This is a genomic window from Nocardia sp. NPDC005746 (genome assembly GCF_040630785.1).
Lineage (GTDB): Bacteria > Actinomycetota > Actinomycetes > Mycobacteriales > Mycobacteriaceae > Nocardia.
The window spans coordinates 23,066-40,007 of sequence record NZ_JBEXYE010000013.1 but is presented as its reverse complement, the minus strand read 5'-3'; the positions used below and the strand labels follow the sequence as shown (position 1 = coordinate 40,007).

Here is a 16,942-nt window from a genome sequence, read left to right as displayed (position 1 = left end):
GGACGGATCGGTTCTCCAGAAGTGAGGTGAAAGACCATGTCGCACCATTCCTCACTGGCGTGGCGGGTGTGGCGGCTGCGACCGTGGAACTCGAACCCGCTCATGCGGGCCTCGGACCGCTGGGAGGCGTTGGGCCGCCTGCTGGTCGTGGCCCTGTTCCTGCTGGCGATCCCGGTGGCGGCCGCCGTCGGGACCGCGACCTACAGCGGGTCCGCCGAGCGGATCAGCGCCGAGAACGCCGCGAAGACCGAGGTGCTCGCGACGGTGCTGACCGAGCCGAAGCAGACCGCGGCGGCGGCCGGGCCCGCGCTGGCGGCCCACTACGAGGCTCAGATCCAGTGGAAACACGACGGGAGCCTCGGGAAGGGAACCGTCGAGGTGCGTCGTGACACCAAGATCGGATCCACCGTGCAGACCTGGCTCGGGGCAGACGGCTTGCCCGGCGCCCCGCCCCGGCAACCCGGATCGGCGGTGCTCGACGGCATCGGCACCGGCGTCGCGTTGCTGATCGGCGTGGGCTTCGCGCTGCTGGCACTGCTCTGGTGCCTGACTCGGTTGCTGGAACGCCTGCACGGCATGCGGTGGGAGGCCGAGCTGCGCGGGCTCGACCGTCCCATCGGCAGGTAAGACCCCCGGATCCCTCGGAAGGACACCCGATCATGACCACTGATCTCGACGCCCCGGGCACGCGTATCGTCGCTGCCGTCGACGGGTCGGCCACCTCGTACCAGGCCGCCGTGTGGGCCGCGGTGGACGCCGGACTGCACGGCTGCGCGCTGCACATCGTCACCTCGATCTCGCTGCCCGTCGGCGAGGTCCCGGTCGACCTGCTCGGGCCCGACGATCGGGAGCGGCTGGCCAGGGACGGGCAGCGAATCGTGGACGAGGCGAGTCGTGTGGCGCGCGCCGGCGCGACGGGGGCGGCCGTCACGATCACGACCGAAGTGATCTGCGCACCCATCGTCGGACACCTCATCGAGCAGTCCCGGACCGCGCGGACGGTGGTCGTGGGCAGCCGCGGTCTCGGCGCGATCCGGGGTGGGCTGCTCGGCTCGGTGGCCGACGCGGTCGTTCGGCACGCGGAATGCCCGGTGGCGGTCATCCATGCGACCGCGGCGACCGATCCGCTCTCCGCCGAGAAGCCGGTGCTGGTCGGGGTCGACGGCACACCCCACAGCGTGCCCGCGCTGGAACTCGCCTTCGCCGAGGCCGCCGCGCGTAAGGTCGGGGTGACCGCGCTGCACGCCTGGACCGATATTCTCGGTTCGTACGTGCCGCTCATCGGCTGGGAGCCGCTGCGCGCGCGGGAGAACGAACTGCTGTCCGAGCGGCTCGCCGGATTCGGAGAACGCTATCCCGACGTGGCGGTTCGCCGCCTGATGGTGATGGAACGCCCGCACCAGGCACTGCTGCGGGAATCGGAGTACGCGCAATTGGTCGTGGTCGGCAGCCGCGGCCGGGGCGGATTCGAGGGCTTGCTACTCGGATCCACCAGTTCCACCGTGCTGCACAACGTCGAAACCCCGGCGATCGTTGTCCGCGCATAACGAAGATCAGGTGTCGGTCATGACCGAATTACAGCCGCTGGATGCGGGATTCATCGAACTCGAGGACGCGGACCGTCGCATCAGCCTCGGCATCGCGGCGGTGGCGATCCTGGCCGGGCAGCCACCGGCGCGAGCGGAATTCTCGGCCATGCTGGCCGAGCGCGTCGCGGCGAACCAGCGCCTGCGACAACGAATCCGGCGCGCGCCACTGGATCTGACCGCCCCGGTGTGGGAGGAGGACCCGAACTTCGATCTGGCCCACCATATTCGATGGGCCGCCCTGCCCGAACCCGCCGACGAGAAGACCCTGCGTGAGTTCGTGGCCGGCGAACTCGTCGAACGTTTGGACCGAGATCATCCGATGTGGGAATGTGTCGTCGTCGAGCGCTTGACGGATGCGCGCTGGGTGCTGATCGTGAAGGCGCACCACAGCCTCGTCGACGGCGTCTCCGGCGTGAGCCTGTTCGAAAGACTGTGTGATGCACAGGAATCCGATCCGCGGCTGCGTGAGGTACCGCCGGCGGACGCGACCGCTGGACCGGACTGGCTCGACCGCGTCGTCACCGGGTTGCGACTGCCGCTGGACGTGCCGCGCTACGCGGTCGGGATGATGCGCAGTCTGATCCCGGTGGTGGCCGCGTTCGTCTCGGTGCCCGAGGCATCCTCGCTCAATGGCCCGATCGGCCGCCAGCGGCGCTACACGATCGCCCGCGCCTCCCTGGCGGAGATCCGCGAGATCGGCCGCGGCCTGGACGCGACGGTCAACGATGTCGTGCTCGCCGCGGTGACCTCGGCCTATCGCGGCGTGCTGCTGGGCCGCGGGGAACAGCCCACGGGCAAGACGGTGCGCATCCTGGTGCCGGTGTCGATGCGGGCGGCCGACGCGAAATCCCTGCTGGACAACCGGGTTTCCGCGGTCCTGTCCCTGCTGCCGTTGCATCTGGACGACCCGGTGGAACGCCTGATCACCATTCATCAGCGCATGGCCCGGCACAAGTCCGGCGGCGCCGCGCAGGCGGAGAAGTCGCTGCTCGCCCTGGCCGGGCGGCTGCCGTTCGCGCCGGTCGCCTGGGGCATGCGGCTGTGGTCGCACCTGCCCCAGCGCGGGGTGACCGCGGTCGCGACGAACATCCCCGGCCCGCGCCGCACCCTGTCGATGCTGGGACGCGAAGTGCTGGAGCTGATTCCGGCCATCCCCATCGCCATGCGCCTGCGCACCGGCATCGCCATCCTCAGCTACGGCGACCAGCTGACCTTCGGCATCACCGGCGACTACGACTCGACCCCGGATCTGGACCGGATCGCCGACGGCATCCACACCGCGATCGCCGACCTGCTTGCCGCGGCGCGGGCCCGCCCGCAGGACCCGGCCGGATGAGCGGGCCGATGTCCGCGCGGACCGATGGGCGATCAGCGCCGAAAGGCCACGGAGCCAGGGACTTCGGCTTCTTCACCGGGTGCCCGTCATGGCGGACGATCAGATCCGACGGGCCGATCCGCCCGAACCCCGCAGCGAGGAATTCAGCCATGACAACCAAACTCCCCCGTACGCAGGAAGACTGGGCCCTGATCGCCTTCGTGACAGCCCTCGCGGTGGTGCTGGTCGGCGCGACGCTGCTCGCGATCCTCGCCACCTGACCCGATTCGCCGCCTGATCCTCTCGTACCCGGTCGGCGAGCCTATTCGGCGGTGATGACGACTTTGAGCGCACCGGTCTCGCCCGCGCGGGCGAAAGTGTCGTAGGCGGCGGCGAATTCGCTCATCGTGAAATGGTGGGTGATCATCGCGGCGGGGTCGAGGCGGCCGCCGGCGACGAGGTCGATCAGGCGCGGCGTGGAGTAGGTGTCGACCAGTCCGGTGGTGATCGTGAGGTCGCGGATCCAGATCCGCTCGAGATGCAGGGTCGCGGGGGCGCCGTGGACGCCGATATTGGCGACATGGCCACCGGGGCGGGCGAGTTCGACCGCGGTCTCGAAGGTTTCGGGGACGCCGACGGCTTCGATGGTGACATCCGCGCCGAGGCCGCCGGTGAGTTCGCCGATCACGGTGGCGGGATCATCGCGGCCGCTGTTGACGATGACGTCCGCGCCGAGTTTCGCGGCGGCGGCCAGTCGGCTGTCTGCCAGGTCGATCACGACGATATGGCGGGGGCTGTAGAGCTGTGCGGTGAGGATCGCGGCCAGGCCGATCGGGCCCGCGCCGATGATCGCGACGGTGTCGCCCGGTCGTCGGTGGGTTGTGCGATGGCGGGATCGGGTACGTCGTCCCAGGAATTCCGGCCGGGACCGTGAAAAACCATCGCTCGCATGGGACGACCTCCTCCGGGTCAGTGCCGGTCGATGGTGAGGGTGTCGGCGAGCGGCCGGCGTGGCGTCGGCGGGTGCTCGGGTTCGTCGGCGGGGGCGGCGCCGATGCGCACGACCAGCTGCGGATGGCCGGGCCTGGGCAGGAATCCGGTGAGAATGTTTCGGCCCGTGGGCAATTCGGTGATGTGGGTGAGGGCGCAGGTGGCGAGACCGGCTACGGTGCATTCGAGCAGGATCGCCGAGAGCGCCTCGCCGGTGGCCAGCCATTCGGCGGCCGAATCGCCGGGTGTGCTGAGGACGACGAGCCGCGACCGGTCCTCGATATCGGGACGGCGCGCGGAGTGCGGCGCGGACGGGAACGCCCGTCCCACCCGGACCCGGGCGCGCTCGGAGTCGGAGATCAGCGCGTCGGTGGGGATTCCCTCGGGGAATCCGGAATGACCGGCCCACCAGCCGATTTCGGCCTGGTACATCTGATCGTGCCGGCGCAGCGCGGCCGCCTGCTCGGACACCGCCGACAGCCTCGGCCGCACGGAGTCGTCGAGGACTTCCAGGTCCACGTAATGCGGGGACACCAGCATGCGCAGCGTGCGTGCCACGTCATCCCAGTGCGCGGGCGGGTCCATCGGCAGGCGGTCGGTGCGGCGGTGGTCGATCGCGCCCGCCCGCGCCACCAGCCCGGCCGGGGGGCCGGGCCAGGGCCGGAAACTGATCTCGGCGAGACGGCCCGGATCGAGCGGATCCGGCATCCGAGTCGTGTCGGTGTGCCAGCCGTGCGCGCCGAACGCGGTGCGCACGTGGTGCAGCATCGCCCCGCAGCTGATCACCTGCTGACGGCCCTGCGGGTCGGCCGTGACCAGCACCCGGTCGGGGTCGCTGTGCAGGTGCAGGCGCTCGCCGTCGAAGCGCCAATGCCAGGGCTGGGTGTTGTGCACCGAGGGCGCGCGCGACGCCAGGCGCATCGCGGACATCAGGGTGCGATGGTCGGGGACGAGCGGGGTGGCGTTCATGGTGGTCATCCTCCGAGTGTTCTCGTCGGCCACTGCGGAACATACGGGCTTTCCGCCCGCTGGTCAGGGGCGTTGGTCACCGGGGCGAGTGGCGCGCCGGTGCGTTCGGCGCGCTCCTTGATCCCGCGCAGCATCTTCGCCTCCATGACGAGGCTGCCGGGCTCCATGATCAGCATATAGAACACGCGTTGCGGCAGACCGGCGTCCGGGAGCGCGATGCGGTTGCGACTGATCAGCCGGGTGCCCTCGGCGGTCGGGTACAGCCCGAACGACCACACCCAGTGGTGGTCGGTCGAGGCGAGGACGAAGGCGTGCGGGCCGTCCAGCACGGCGACCCGCATGGCGGGACCGGACGTGCCCATCGGCAGCACGTCGTCGACCGCGAGCCGCTGGTATTGCGGCAGAATTTCGTCGGCGCTGTGCATGTTCAGGCCGAGCAGGTTCTCGATCCAGTCATAGGTGTACGCCCCGCCGCGGCCGGGACCCATCTGCACCAGCCAGGGCCAGATCTGTTCCGGCGCGGCCGCGATCGTGATCGCGCGGGTGGTGACGGTTCCGGCATCGGGTAGCAGTTCGTCACCGGGCATGACGCGACCGACCTCCTCGGCGGTCGATCCCCAGGTCACGCACTTGTTCCGGGCGAAGAGGCGATAGCCGATCGCCAGTCCGGCCAGGGCCGAGGCCACGCCGATGCCGGTCGCGGTCGCTGTTCTCATGGGGTCGATTCCTCTCGATGGGCGTCGATGTCGATCCTGGGCCGCCCGACGCGATTTCCGCAGGGACCGATGGCCCGGCAATCGCCCTCACAACCGGTGACTTTCGGCCGTCTCGGGCCGGTGGGTGCGCGCGGGATGCTGTGACCGAACAGCGGATTCGCACGGATCGGAGGACCAGCCATGACCGAGTTCGCGGACCGGAGCGCCATCGTCACGGGCGGGGCGCGGGGAATCGGCGCGGCGGTGGTCGCGGAACTGGTGAAGGCGGGCTTCGGTGTGGTCATCGCCGACCTGCTGACCGAGGACGGGCTCGAGCTCGCCGAAACCCTCGCGCCGCAGGCGCGGTTCCATCACCTCGACGTCACCGACGAGACCCGCTGGCAGCGGGTGATCGAGGAGACCGAACGCGAGTTCGGCCCGCTGGCCGCCCTGGTGAACAACGCCGGAATCCTCGACTTCGGGACCGTGGAGACGGAATCGCCCGACCTGTTCCGCCACGTCCTGGACGTCAACGTCGTCGGGGCCTGGCTGGGCATGCGGCTCGCCGCGCCCCGCCTGCGCGCCGCGGGCGGCGGCGCCATCGTCAATGTGTCCTCGACCGCCGGGCTCATGGGCTACGCCGGGATCAGCGGATACGTCGCCAGCAAGTGGGCGCTGCGCGGGCTGACCAAAGCCGCTGCGCTGGAACTGGGTTCGTCCGGAATCCGGGTGTGCTCTGTGCACCCCGGCCCGATCCACACCGCGATGACCGCCGGGATGGACGAGTCCATCGCCGCCACCCAGCCGCTGCCGCGGTTCGGCGAGCCGGGGGAGGTGGCCGCCATGGTGCGTTTCCTGGTCACCGAGGCGACCTTCTCGACCGGTTCGGAATTCGTGATCGACGGCGGCGCGACCACCGGCCAGGCCGGGGTCCTCGAGGCATCCGGTGCTGACCACCGGTGATGGCGGAACGACAGAAGGAGGCGTCGCCATGATGTATTGGAACGACCACGATCTGAGTGGCTGGGGTTATGCCGGGATGGGCGTCGGAATGCTGATCTTCTGGGCTCTCGTCATCGGCGGGATCGTCCTGGCGATCCGGTTCGCGGTCCCCGACCGGGGCGGCGCGCCGCGTTACGAATCCCCGTCGCCGCAAGAACTTCTGGCGCAGCGCTTCGCGCGCGGCGAGATCGACGAGGCCGAGTACACGTCGCGGCTCACCGCGCTCCGGGCGTCGGGCGCGCGGCAATGAGCGAGCGTTCCGATCCGGCGAGCGGCGCCGCCGATTCCCCCGGCGGACAACTGAATCCTCCGGTCGTCGTCGCGACCGACGGATCAGCGGTCTCCTACCTGGCAGTCGCGTGGGCGGCCGTCGACGCGGGCCTGCACGGCGCGCCGCTGGAGATCGTCACCTCGGTGGCGGTCTCCGGCGGGTGGGGCCGGGGCGCGGTGCTCACCGAGACCGACACCGAATGGCTGCGTCTCGACGGCCGGCGAGTACTGGACGAGGCGACTCGGGTGGCGCGCGCGGCCGCGGTCGGCGACGCGCTGACCATCAACTCCGACATCATCTTCGACACGGCGATACCGACCCTGATCGAACGGTCACGGCACGCGCGCCTGCTGGTGGTGGGCAGCCATGGTCGCGGTGCGATCCGGCGCGGTCTGCTCGGTTCGGTCGGTACCGCGGTGACCCGCCACGCGCAGTGCCCGGTCGCCGTCGTGCGCACGACCGCGGCCATCGACCCGGTTGCGGCCGAGAAGCCCGTCCTCGTGGGAATCGACGGCTCACCCCAGAGCATGCCTGCGCTGGAACTCGCCTTCGAGGAGGCGTCCCGCCGCAAGGTCGGCCTGGACGCGCTGCACGCCTGGAGCGACATCAACCGCGTGGGACTGCCGCTGCCGGACTGGGACGCCGTGCGCGAACACGAGACCGAACTGCTCGCCGAGCGGCTAGCCGGCTTCGGCGAACGCTACCCGGATGTCCAGGTGCGTCGGATCCTGGTGCGGGACCGGCCGATCCAGTCCTTGCTGGACGCCTCGGAGGACGCGCAGCTGCTCGTGGTCGGCCGTGCGGGCCGCGGCGGCTTCACCGGCATGCTGCTCGGCTCGACCAGCGACGCGCTGCTGCACACCGTGGAGTGCCCGATCATCGTGGTGCCATCCGAATAGAGCACTTCCCCCACCCGACCGCGAGGAGTTGAGATCGATGGGCATGAACACCATGGATATGTCATCGCCGCTGATGCAGATGTGCCATGCGGTCATGATGTGGCTGCACCAGCAGGGCATCCTGCCCCCGATGACGATGTGATTCCGGCTCTCCCCGGCCCGGCCGTGGCCTCACCCGAAGGTAAGGATGTCCGTGACCGGGCGACGGGGAGTGAGCGGGGGCGCGGCGGCCTCATCGGGTGGGGCGGAGCCGATTCGGATGACCGCTTGCGGAATGCCGGGACCACCGATCAAGCTCGCGAGAAGGTCTCGGCCGGGCGGCAATTCGGTGATGTTGGTCAGGGTGCAGGTGGCGAGGCCGGCGGCGGCGCACTCGAGCAGCACCGCGGAGAGGGCCTCGCCGATGCGCAGCCATTGCGGGACCGAGTCCGGCAGCGCGCTGAGGACCACGAGCCGGGCATGGTCGGTGCGGGGACCGCGGCGGGTGGAACGCGGACCCGCCGGGAAGACGCGGCCGACGCCGACCCGGGCGAACTCCGCGTCCGAGACCAGGGCTGCCGGCGGAACACCGTCGCGAGTATCGGAATTCCCTGCCCACGTATGCAGTTCGAGGTCGTAGAACTGGTCGTGACCGCGCAGGGTCGCGTACTCGCGGGACAGGGCGGCGAGCCGTGGGCGAGCGGATTCGGCGAGCACGTCGAGCCGGACGTCCCGTGCCGCGGCCAGTTCGCGCAGCCGGGGAACGAGGTCCTCCCAGCCGCTGGGCTCCAGCAGCGCCAGCCGATCGGTACGGCGCCGGGTGATGGCGCGCACGTGCGCGCGGACCTCGGGCGGCGGCTCCACCCACGGCCGGAATCCGATGGCCGCCAGGTGATCCGGGCGCTTCGCCTGCGGCACCCGGATGACGTCGGTGTGCCAGCCGCGGTCGGCGAAGGCCGCCTGGACATGATGCAGCATCGCTCCGCAGCTGATCACCAGCTGGCGTCCGAGCGGGTCCGCGGCCGAGAGCAGCCGCTCGGCGTCGGCGAACAGATTCAGGTGGACACCGTCGAACCGCCACCGCCAGGGCTGGGAGTTGTGCACCGACGGCGCCCGCGCCGCCAGCTCGATCACCGCGGAGACTGTACCTGGATCGGGCACCGGACGGCCGCGCACATCATCGTTGACGCTCATACCATCAGTGTCGGGGTGGTCCGAATCCGGCGGATACGGTCGTTCTTCCTGTGTGGCAGGGTATTTCGACACTCGGCGACCTGCGGCGGCTGACACCGGACCGGCGAAGGCGCCCGGCTGCTGCCGGCTGTGCCGACACGGCCACCGGGCGTCTCCTCACGGGCGAGTACTCGCGGTGTGGCTCACTGCTGGTCGCTGTCGGGCTGGTTCGGCTTGTTCAGCGCCCCGCTCGCGTCGCGCACGACGCTGCGCAGGAACTCGTACTGCGCCGTGATGAGCTTGTCCGACAGTTCCAGCCCGGCGTCGACGAGGGTCGTGCGTAGCGCGTGCAGCGCCGAGTCCTCGCGAATCGCCTCCCGCCGCTCGCGGATCGCCTCGTCGACGGTGCTGATGAACGTGTGCACAGCGGCGCTGGCGGCGCGCTGTCCGGCCTTGGCCGATTCGAGAACCTCGTCGGACAGACGCTCGGTCTGCGAGGGCTGCGCGGACTGCTGCCGAGTGGATGTGGTCATGGTTTGCTCCTAGCGCGAGAACGGTGGGACGGCCGCCGACGACTTCGACGCCGTGTATCAGCATGGGCGCGTGGGCATCCCGCGCCGTAGGGCCGATGGTCCCCATACGACCGTCGCTGTGGCCCCTCCCCGGGCCGCGGCCGCAGTGCCCGAATGCTCGCCACCGGGGTGACCTTCGCCCCTGCCGATCACGGGTCGGGCCGGTCACAGTGGAGACAGTGAAATCGCCCGGCGAGTAATACAGGATTCGCGCATTCCGGGATGGTAGGGACAATGACCGCACACGACTCGCACATGACCCAGTCGGACCTGTTCACGTGGAGCATGGAGCAGGATCCGAATCTGCGTTCGACGATCGTCACGGTGCTGATCCTGGACGCCGAACCGGACTGGGATCGGTTGCTGCGTGTGCTCGATCGGGGGACGCGGGCGGTGCCGCGGATCCGGCATCGGTTGGTCGCGGCGCCGTGGGGGCTCACGCCGCCGCGGTGGACCCCCGATCCCGATTTCGACCTGCGCTGGCATGTCCGGCATCTTGCCCTGCCGGCTCCGGCGGACCTGGCGGCGGTGATCGAGTTCGCCCGCACCGAGGTCATGTCCGCGTTCGATCCGGCCCGGCCGTTGTGGCGGCTCACCGTGCTCGGCGGTCTGGACGGGGGGAGGAGCGCACTCGTGCTGAAGGTTCACCACAGCCTCACCGACGGTATCGGTGGCATCCAGATCGCCGGTGAGATTCTGGATTTCAGCCGTGCGGGCACCGTGCACGCATCGGTCCCCGCCCCCGCGCCATCGGAAGGCGGGGTGTTCGGCGACATCGTCGCGTGGAACTGGTCGGCGGGCGTGGACCTGGTGCGCGCGGGCGTGGCGGCGTTACCGCCGATCGCCCGGCGTGCCGTCACCAACCCTGTCGGTGCGGTCCGCGACGGTGTCGCGATGGCCGAATCGCTGCTCCGGCTCGCCCGGCCGATCACCAGAACGCTGTCACCCCAGATGACCGGGCGGAGTCTGGGGCGGCGGCTGGCGGTGCTGGAGGTGCCTTTGGAGCCGTTGCACGGCGCTGCGCGCCGGGCGGGCTGCACGGTCAACGACGCCTTTCTGGCTTCGGTTCTGATCGGCTTGCGCGTCTACCACAGCCGGCACGGGCATCAGGTCGAGCAGCTGCGGGTGGCCATGCCGATCAGCCTGCGGCACACCGGCGATCCGATCGGCGGCAACCGCATCACCATCGCCCGGTTCGCTGTCCCCGTCGCCGTGGACGGTGTGGTCGATCTCATGCGCGCCCTCGGCGACACGGTCGAGCGGTGGCGACGCGAACCTGCGATCCCGCTGTCGAACGCCGTCGCGGCCGCCTTCAACAGGGTGCCGGTCGGCCTGGTCACGAGCATGTTCAAACACGTCGATTTCGTCGCCTCCAACGTCCCGGGGTCCCCGGTCGCGCTCTACGTGGCCGGCGCGAAGGTCGAGCGCGTCTACGCCTTCGGGCCCACCACCGGCACCGCGTTCAACATCACTCTGATCTCGCACACCGGAACCTGCTGTATCGGAATCAATTCCGACACCGCCGCGGTGCCCGATCCGGCAGTGCTGGCCGAGTGTCTGGCCGACGGATTCCGTACGGTCGCCGCGCTCGACGCCGGTGAGCACGACAGCCCGGCACCGGTGGATCATCCTGGGCCGCCGGAAACGGCGCCGGGGGCCTAGACCGATCCGGATCATGCGAGCTCGGGATGGTGAAAGGGCCTGACGCCCGGCGATTTCGGGCTCAGAGTCCACTCGGGTAGGTCTCCGGGACCGTGCCCGCGGCGTCGGTGCTGTCCGGCACGAGCGGTTGGAGCGCGGTGGTCCGGTCGATGTGGATGACGGCGTCGAATCGATCAGCCATGCGGGTGTGGAAGTAGTGGCTCTGGCGTTCGGTGCCCGGCTGGTAGATGACGCCGATGGCGCGTTCCAAGCGGGGCGTGCGCAGAATGTCGGCGACGTTGTCGGGCCGGTCGGTGCGCAGATACAACGCGGGAATCCCGGTGTCGTGCAGGAGTTCCTCGATACTGCTGGGCAGCGGTGGACGCACGGTCTTGCGTTCGGCCGCGCCGTCCCAGCGGCTCGCCGCGGTGACGGTACCGGAGGCGGTGGTGAATCCGATGGTGCGGCACTGCCCGGGGTGGCGCTCACGCACCAGTTGTCCCAGCGAGAGCTGCCCGTCGGCGGCCATCTCGGTGGCGCGAGCATCGCCTACGTGAGAATTGTGCGCCCACACCACGATCCGTGTCGGTGTGTCCGGCCGGGACAGCTGGGCGGCCAGGGCGTCGAGGGTGTCGGCCATGTGCACATCGCGCAGATTCCACGAACTCACCCGGGGGCCGAACATGGCCCGGTAGTAGGCCTCGGCGTCACGCACCGTCGAGGCATTCTGCAGCGCGTCGAAATGCGCGTCGCCATCGCCGGCCTCGACGAGATCCGCTGCGGCGCGCCGCAACTCGACCAGCTGCCGGACCACCTCGGACTGGCAGGATTCCCCGCCTCCGAACGCGGCGGCGAAACCGTAGGCCTGACCGTCCTCCTCGGAGACACGGTCGAAACAGGCGTAGCGGCGCGCGGCGCGGCGCGCGGCGGCCGGATCCACCTGTTCGAGGTAGTCGACGACCCGGCGCATCGAGCGGTGCATGGAGTACAGGTCCAGGCCGTAGAATCCGGCGCAGTCGCGCCCCTCGCGGCGGCGCTGGTCGTTGTGCAGCCGCAGCCATTCGACGAATTCGCGCACCACCGTATTGCGCCACATCCAGCCCGGGAACCGCTCGAATCCACTGAGCGCGTGCGTGGGTGAATCGTCAGCTCCCAGGCCGCGGACATAGCGGTCGATCCGGTAGGCGTCGGGCCAGTCGGCCTCACAGGCGACTCCGGCGAAACCGCGCTCACTGATCAGCCAGCCGGTGATGGCCGCCCGCGCGGCGTAGAACTCCTCGGTACCGTGCGAGCTCTCGCCGATGAGCACGAACCGTGCATCGCCGATGAGATCGTCCAGCGCGTGTTCGGGCGGGACGCCTGCGGGCGCCTCGAGCGCGGCGGCCCGCAGCACGACGACCGGATCGGCGACCGGGGCCGCCGCGCCGACTGTCGGCGTAGTGAGCAGGGTGCGCACCTCGGCATCGGTGACCTGGCTGAAATTCCAGAACGAGTCGCCGACCGCCCGGAACGGGGAGGGCATGGTGGCGCAGACCATTTCGTCCACGAGCGCGCCGAACTCGCGGCAACTGGACTCCGGCGCGGCGGGGACCGCGACCACGATGCGCTTGGGCTCCTCCACACGCAGCGCCTCGACCGCGGCCAGCATGCTCGCGCCGGTGGCCAAGCCGTCGTCGACCAGAATGACCGTCCGCCCGGCCACCTCGATCGGTGCGCGGCCATCGCGGTAGACGATCTGGCGGCGGGTCAGCTCGTGCGCCTCGGACCGTGCGATGGATCGCAGCTGCTCGGGGCTCACGCGCAGCGCGCGGACCATATCGTCGTTCACCACGACGCGTCCGTCCGAGGCCAGCGCCCCGAGCGCAAATTCGGGATTCCCGGGCGCGCCCAGCTTGCGCACGATGAACGTGTCCAGAGGTGCGTCCAGGGCCGCGGCTACCTCCCAGGCGACGGGCACGCCGCCGCGCGCCAGGCCGAGCACGAGCAGATCGGGCTCGCCGCGATAGTGCTCGAGCAGCCGGGCCAGCACGCGCCCGGCTTCACGGCGATCGCGGAAGATCTGCTGCGGTTCCCGCGGCGGGACGGGCGTCTCCGGTGCCATGACGACTCCTGATGAGAGATGAGCTCGATGGATTCAGCCTGCTCGGCACCGCGTGGCGTGCGACAGAGCATTGGGGCCCGGTGCGCGGGGGACCAACGTCCCAGTCGGCGCGGGACGCGCACCGGGCCCCTTGACGTCGAAATGCCACCGGGCGTGGGACTTCGGCCGCTGCCCAGAGCCATCGGTCGCAGCGCACGATCGAGAGCAGCCGGCCCCGATTCCGCCGGCGATCCCGCAAGGAGCCCGACATGACCCCCGAATACAACGCCGTCCGACTGCGCGGCGATCTGGACGAACCACTCTCACGCTGGCTGTGGCTGGTGAAATGGATCCTCGCGATACCCCACTACGTCGTGCTGTTCTTCCTGTGGATCGCCTTCTGGGTGGCCACGGTGGCGGCGTGGTTCGCCATCCTGTTCACCGAGCGCTACCCCCGCTCCCTGTTCGACTTCAGCGTGGGCGTGATGCGCTGGTCCTGGCGCGTGCAGTTCTACACCTACGCAGCGCTGGGCACCGACAAGTATCCGCCGTTCACGTTGCGCCGGACCGACTACCCGGCGGACCTGGAAATCGACTACCCGCAACGGCTTTCGCGCGGTCTCGTGCTCGTGAAGTGGTGGCTGCTGGCCATCCCGCACTACCTGATTCTGGCCGCGCTGCTCAGCGGGGGAGTGGCGCTCGGGGGCGGCGACGACGAGGGCGGCCGCACCACAATTCCGCTGATCGGCGTACTGGTCCTGATCGCCGCCGTGGCGCTGCTGTTCACCGGCCGCTACCCCCGCGGACTGTTCGGCTTCGTCATCGGCGTCAACCGATGGTTCTACCGAGTCCTGGCCTATTCCGCGTTAATGACCGACGCATACCCGCCCCTGCGGCTCGATCAGGGCCCGCGGGATCCCGGCGAGGCTTCCGCGGCGTGAGCCACGCGGCGACGATCCGAGTGCGGTGCGCTGCCGATCGCGACCACACAGCAGGACCGGGTCCGGGAAGACGAGGACCAAAGGCCCTCGAACGGGAGTCGTGAAGCTCTGGGAACTTCGTCCTACCCGGAGTGAAATCTGTTGTGTCAGAACACATCGACTTCCAGGAGGAGGATTGCGATGAGCCTGCTACACCGTCAGTCCGGAGCGATGCTGCCGGATCTCGCCGAACTGTGGAACGCCGTGGTATCGCCCACCGTGCCGATGTTCGGCACGCACCCGCTGCGCGTCGAGGACACCATGGACGACAAGCTCTACACCGTGCGCGCCGAGATCCCGGGCATCGATCCGGCCAAGGACGTGCAGGTCTCGGTGCACCAGGGCCGACTCACCATCAAGGCCGAGCGCACCGCGGAGCACGAGGACAAGGGTCGCTCGGAGTTCAGCTACGGCTCCTTCGTCCGCACGGTGGCTCTCCCCCCGGGCGCCCAGGAGGACGGCGTCCACGCCAGCTACGCGAAAGGCATTCTCACCGTGAGCGTTCCTCTCGGTGAGCCGGAGGAGCCGGTGCGCAATATCCAGGTCGAGTCGGCGGAATAGCGATTCATCCCCCGACCGTGGCGAGAGCGGACATCATGACGGAACGTATCGCCGCGCACGCGGTCCGAATCCACCCGTCATCGTCGCTGCCGCCGCGCATCGCGGGTTCCAGCCGCGACGGCAGCGTCGAAAGGCCGTCGCGGGTAGGGACTTTGGCTTCTGTCCTCACCGAGCGCCGGGCGCGACCATCGGGATAGCGCCTCGACCGGGGTACAGACGGAGGACACGGTGGCAACCAAATACGAAACACCCGGAATGGGAGCTGCGGCGGTGCTGATGGCGCTGCGGCTGCCCACCGCATTGCGGCACTCGGTGGGGGAATTGCGGTATCAGGCACGATCTTCCGGCCGGCACATCGCGCTGCCGGTGGGATACGTGCTCGATGGCGACAGCGCGGTGATCCGGGTCGGCCACGCGGGCGCCAAGAACTGGTGGCGAAACTTCCGGACACCGCGCGCGGCCTCGATCCGGATCGAGGGCCGATGGCGGCGCGGCATCGCCGTGGTCGCGATGCCGGACACCGTCGCTCACGAGCGCCTCGACATGATCTATCGGCGCGCGCACCCGCGGACGACGACGGAGCCGGATCCCTATGTGGTGATCGATCTCTCGACGCCGAACGAGGACACGATGGCGGAGCATGATCTGCGCCGGAGCTGGTTCACCAGGGTGACCGTGGGCGAGATGCTCGGGTTCCTCGCACCCGCGCTCGCCGGCGCCCTCACCGCGCACGCGAGTGCGGCGGTGCTGGTGATGTCCATGCTCGGCGCCGGAGCCGTCGAAGGCACGGTACTCGGGTATTTCCAAGCCGGGGTCCTGCGGACGCGGCTGTCCCGGTTGCGAAGCCGGGACTGGATGGTCGCCACGTCGGCGGCCGCGGTGGTGGCCTGGACCGTCGGAGTCCTGCCCATGCTCTACGGCGAGCAATTCGGTGAGTGGCCCGTCTGGGCGCAGCTTCCGGCGGCCGTCGGGGGTTCGCTGATCATGGTGTTCTCCATCGGCATCGCGCAGTGGATGGTGTTGCGTCGCTTCACCGATCGGGCCGCCCTGTGGATCCTGGCGAACGCGGTGGGCTGGGTCGCCGGTCTGCTGGCCTTCCTCATGGTGACCTCGCCGCTGTGGCAGCCAGGACAGCCGCCGATCCTCGTCACGGTCATCGGCATACTGGGCGGCGCGGTCATGGCCGCGGTCATGGCGTGGGTGACCGGGGCTTTCCTGGCCCTCGTCCTGGCCGACGAGCACCTGCTCCCGACACCGTGATCGACGAACGGCGCCGGAGCCGGACCTCGCACCGAACGGGCCAGATGAGGACGAATGCCCGCGCCGGAAGGACATTCGCCCCTGCTGGCTGAGAGGTCCCGGTCTCACGATGGAGGACGAGGAGTATCTGGAGGAAACTATGAACGTCCTGTTTTCCGTCGCCGCCCTGATCGGAGTGGTGCTGCTCGTCCTGGCGGCATTGGCGATTCGAGTGGTTTTCCAGTTCGAGAAGGGAGTGCTGTTCCGCCTCGGACGGGTCGTTGCGGTACGTGAACCGGGACTGAACCTGATCATTCCGGTGATCGACCGGATGCGGAAGGTGTCGATGCGCATCGTGACGATGCCGATCCAGTCGCAGGGCATCATCACCCGCGACAATGTCAGCGTCGATATCTCCGCGGTGGCGTACTTCCGAGTCGTGGACGCCCCCAAGTCGGTGGTGGCGATCGAGAATGTGTACTCGGCCATTGATCAGATCGCGCAGACCACCCTGCGCAAGGTGGTGGGCCAGCACACCCTCGACCAAACGCTGGCCGAGACCGACGCCATCAACGCCGACATCCGTCAGATCCTCGATACCACCACCCTCGAGTGGGGCGTGGAGGTCACGCTGGTCGAGCTGAAGGATATCCAGCTGCCCGAGAGCATGAAGCGGGCGATGGCCCGGCAGGCCGAGGCCGAACGCGAGAAGCGTGCGAAAATCATTGCCGCCGAAGGCGAATCGCTCGCCGCCTCGGCACTCGGCGCGGCTTCCGACACCATGATGGCGCATCCGCTCGCCCTACAGCTGCGCAACCTTCAAACGTTGGTCGAGCTCGGCGTGGACAAGAATACGACCGTGGTGTTCCCGGCGCCGTTGATGAGCGCGATCAGCGATATCGGCGGGTTCTTCGCCCGCGAAACCGCCGCCGCCGCCGACAAGGCAGCCAAGTCGGAACTCTCGATGCTGGGCGGATAGGTGCGGCA

At 69.5% G+C, this 16,942-nt stretch carries 16 protein-coding genes and 1 pseudogene; 11 read left to right on the top strand and 6 right to left on the bottom strand.

Going from position 1 to position 16,942, the window contains the following annotated elements; translation table 11 throughout:
- Nucleotides 1–36: 36 nt before the first annotated feature.
- The 3 genes from ABZ412_RS24055 to ABZ412_RS24045 are packed head-to-tail and all read left to right on the top strand — an operon-like array spanning nucleotide 37 to nucleotide 2,925.
- Nucleotides 37–627 (top strand): hypothetical protein, encoded by a 591-nt coding sequence (locus tag ABZ412_RS24055; RefSeq protein WP_357283817.1) that lies wholly within the window; start codon nucleotides 37–39, stop codon nucleotides 625–627.
- A 32-nt stretch (nucleotides 628–659) separates the two neighbouring features.
- Nucleotides 660–1,547, top strand: a complete 888-nt coding sequence (locus ABZ412_RS24050) for a universal stress protein (protein ID WP_357283815.1) — start codon at nucleotides 660–662, stop codon at nucleotides 1,545–1,547.
- A gap of 19 nt (nucleotides 1,548–1,566) precedes the next feature.
- Nucleotides 1,567–2,925 carry a wax ester/triacylglycerol synthase family O-acyltransferase gene (locus ABZ412_RS24045; RefSeq protein ID WP_357283812.1) on the top strand — a complete coding sequence of 453 codons (1,359 nt, stop codon included), beginning with the start codon at nucleotides 1,567–1,569 and terminating at the stop codon, nucleotides 2,923–2,925.
- A gap of 301 nt (nucleotides 2,926–3,226) precedes the next feature.
- Here ABZ412_RS24045 and ABZ412_RS24040 read toward each other — a convergent pair.
- The 3 genes and pseudogenes from ABZ412_RS24040 to ABZ412_RS24030 form a co-directional block, all read right to left on the bottom strand.
- Nucleotides 3,227–3,775 (bottom strand): annotated as a pseudogene (locus ABZ412_RS24040) (zinc-binding dehydrogenase); the annotation flags it as partial.
- Between the two features lie 98 nt (nucleotides 3,776–3,873).
- Nucleotides 3,874–4,872 carry a hypothetical protein gene (locus tag ABZ412_RS24035; protein ID WP_357283810.1) on the bottom strand — a complete coding sequence of 333 codons (999 nt, stop codon included), beginning with the start codon at nucleotides 4,870–4,872 and terminating at the stop codon, nucleotides 3,874–3,876.
- Nucleotides 4,869–5,579: an SRPBCC family protein gene (locus ABZ412_RS24030; RefSeq protein WP_357283808.1), complete on the bottom strand. Its 711-nt coding sequence runs from the start codon at nucleotides 5,577–5,579 to the stop codon at nucleotides 4,869–4,871. The genes ABZ412_RS24035 and ABZ412_RS24030 overlap by 4 nt, the downstream gene beginning before the upstream one ends.
- 180 nt (nucleotides 5,580–5,759) lie before the next feature.
- Here ABZ412_RS24030 and ABZ412_RS24025 point away from each other — a divergent pair, with 180 nt between their 5' ends.
- The 3 genes from ABZ412_RS24025 to ABZ412_RS24015 are packed head-to-tail and all read left to right on the top strand — an operon-like array spanning nucleotide 5,760 to nucleotide 7,730.
- Nucleotides 5,760–6,521: an SDR family oxidoreductase gene (locus ABZ412_RS24025; protein WP_357283806.1), complete on the top strand. Its 762-nt coding sequence runs from the start codon at nucleotides 5,760–5,762 to the stop codon at nucleotides 6,519–6,521.
- A gap of 28 nt (nucleotides 6,522–6,549) precedes the next feature.
- Nucleotides 6,550–6,810, top strand: a complete 261-nt coding sequence (locus tag ABZ412_RS24020; protein ID WP_357284190.1) for an SHOCT domain-containing protein — start codon at nucleotides 6,550–6,552, stop codon at nucleotides 6,808–6,810.
- Nucleotides 6,807–7,730, top strand: a complete 924-nt coding sequence (locus ABZ412_RS24015; RefSeq protein WP_357283805.1) for a universal stress protein — start codon at nucleotides 6,807–6,809, stop codon at nucleotides 7,728–7,730. Before ABZ412_RS24020 ends, ABZ412_RS24015 begins: the two co-directional genes overlap by 4 nt.
- Before the next feature lie 171 nt (nucleotides 7,731–7,901).
- Here ABZ412_RS24015 and ABZ412_RS24010 read toward each other — a convergent pair whose 3' ends face one another.
- Both ABZ412_RS24010 and ABZ412_RS24005 read right to left on the bottom strand, forming a co-directional pair.
- Nucleotides 7,902–8,903 (bottom strand): hypothetical protein, encoded by a 1,002-nt coding sequence (locus ABZ412_RS24010; RefSeq protein ID WP_357283804.1) that lies wholly within the window; start codon nucleotides 8,901–8,903, stop codon nucleotides 7,902–7,904.
- A 182-nt stretch (nucleotides 8,904–9,085) separates the two neighbouring features.
- On the bottom strand, nucleotides 9,086–9,415 hold the full coding sequence (locus tag ABZ412_RS24005) for a hypothetical protein (RefSeq protein ID WP_357283802.1): 330 nt from the start codon (nucleotides 9,413–9,415) through the stop codon (nucleotides 9,086–9,088).
- A 273-nt stretch (nucleotides 9,416–9,688) separates the two neighbouring features.
- Here ABZ412_RS24005 and ABZ412_RS24000 point away from each other — a divergent pair, with 273 nt between their 5' ends.
- Nucleotides 9,689–11,116 carry a wax ester/triacylglycerol synthase domain-containing protein gene (locus ABZ412_RS24000; protein ID WP_357283800.1) on the top strand — a complete coding sequence of 476 codons (1,428 nt, stop codon included), beginning with the start codon at nucleotides 9,689–9,691 and terminating at the stop codon, nucleotides 11,114–11,116.
- 61 nt (nucleotides 11,117–11,177) lie between these two features.
- On the opposite strand, the gene ABZ412_RS23995 is transcribed toward ABZ412_RS24000, so the two are convergent.
- A complete protein-coding gene (locus tag ABZ412_RS23995) occupies nucleotides 11,178–13,196 on the bottom strand; it encodes an erythromycin esterase family protein (RefSeq protein ID WP_357283798.1) in 2,019 nt (672 codons plus the stop codon).
- 248 nt (nucleotides 13,197–13,444) lie between these two features.
- Here ABZ412_RS23995 and ABZ412_RS23990 point away from each other — a divergent pair, with 248 nt between their 5' ends.
- The 4 genes from ABZ412_RS23990 to ABZ412_RS23975 all read left to right on the top strand — a co-directional run bounded on the left by ABZ412_RS23990 (nucleotide 13,445) and on the right by ABZ412_RS23975 (nucleotide 16,934).
- Nucleotides 13,445–14,116, top strand: a complete 672-nt coding sequence (locus ABZ412_RS23990) for a DUF4389 domain-containing protein (protein ID WP_357283796.1) — start codon at nucleotides 13,445–13,447, stop codon at nucleotides 14,114–14,116.
- 180 nt (nucleotides 14,117–14,296) lie between these two features.
- Entirely contained in the window at nucleotides 14,297–14,716 is a 420-nt protein-coding gene (locus ABZ412_RS23985) for an Hsp20/alpha crystallin family protein (RefSeq protein ID WP_357283794.1), read from the top strand.
- A 228-nt stretch (nucleotides 14,717–14,944) separates the two neighbouring features.
- Entirely contained in the window at nucleotides 14,945–15,976 is a 1,032-nt protein-coding gene (locus ABZ412_RS23980; protein WP_357283792.1) for a hypothetical protein, read from the top strand.
- A 109-nt stretch (nucleotides 15,977–16,085) separates the two neighbouring features.
- On the top strand, nucleotides 16,086–16,934 hold the full coding sequence (locus ABZ412_RS23975) for a slipin family protein (protein WP_357283790.1): 849 nt from the start codon (nucleotides 16,086–16,088) through the stop codon (nucleotides 16,932–16,934).
- The last annotated feature ends 8 nt before the right edge of the window (nucleotides 16,935–16,942 follow it).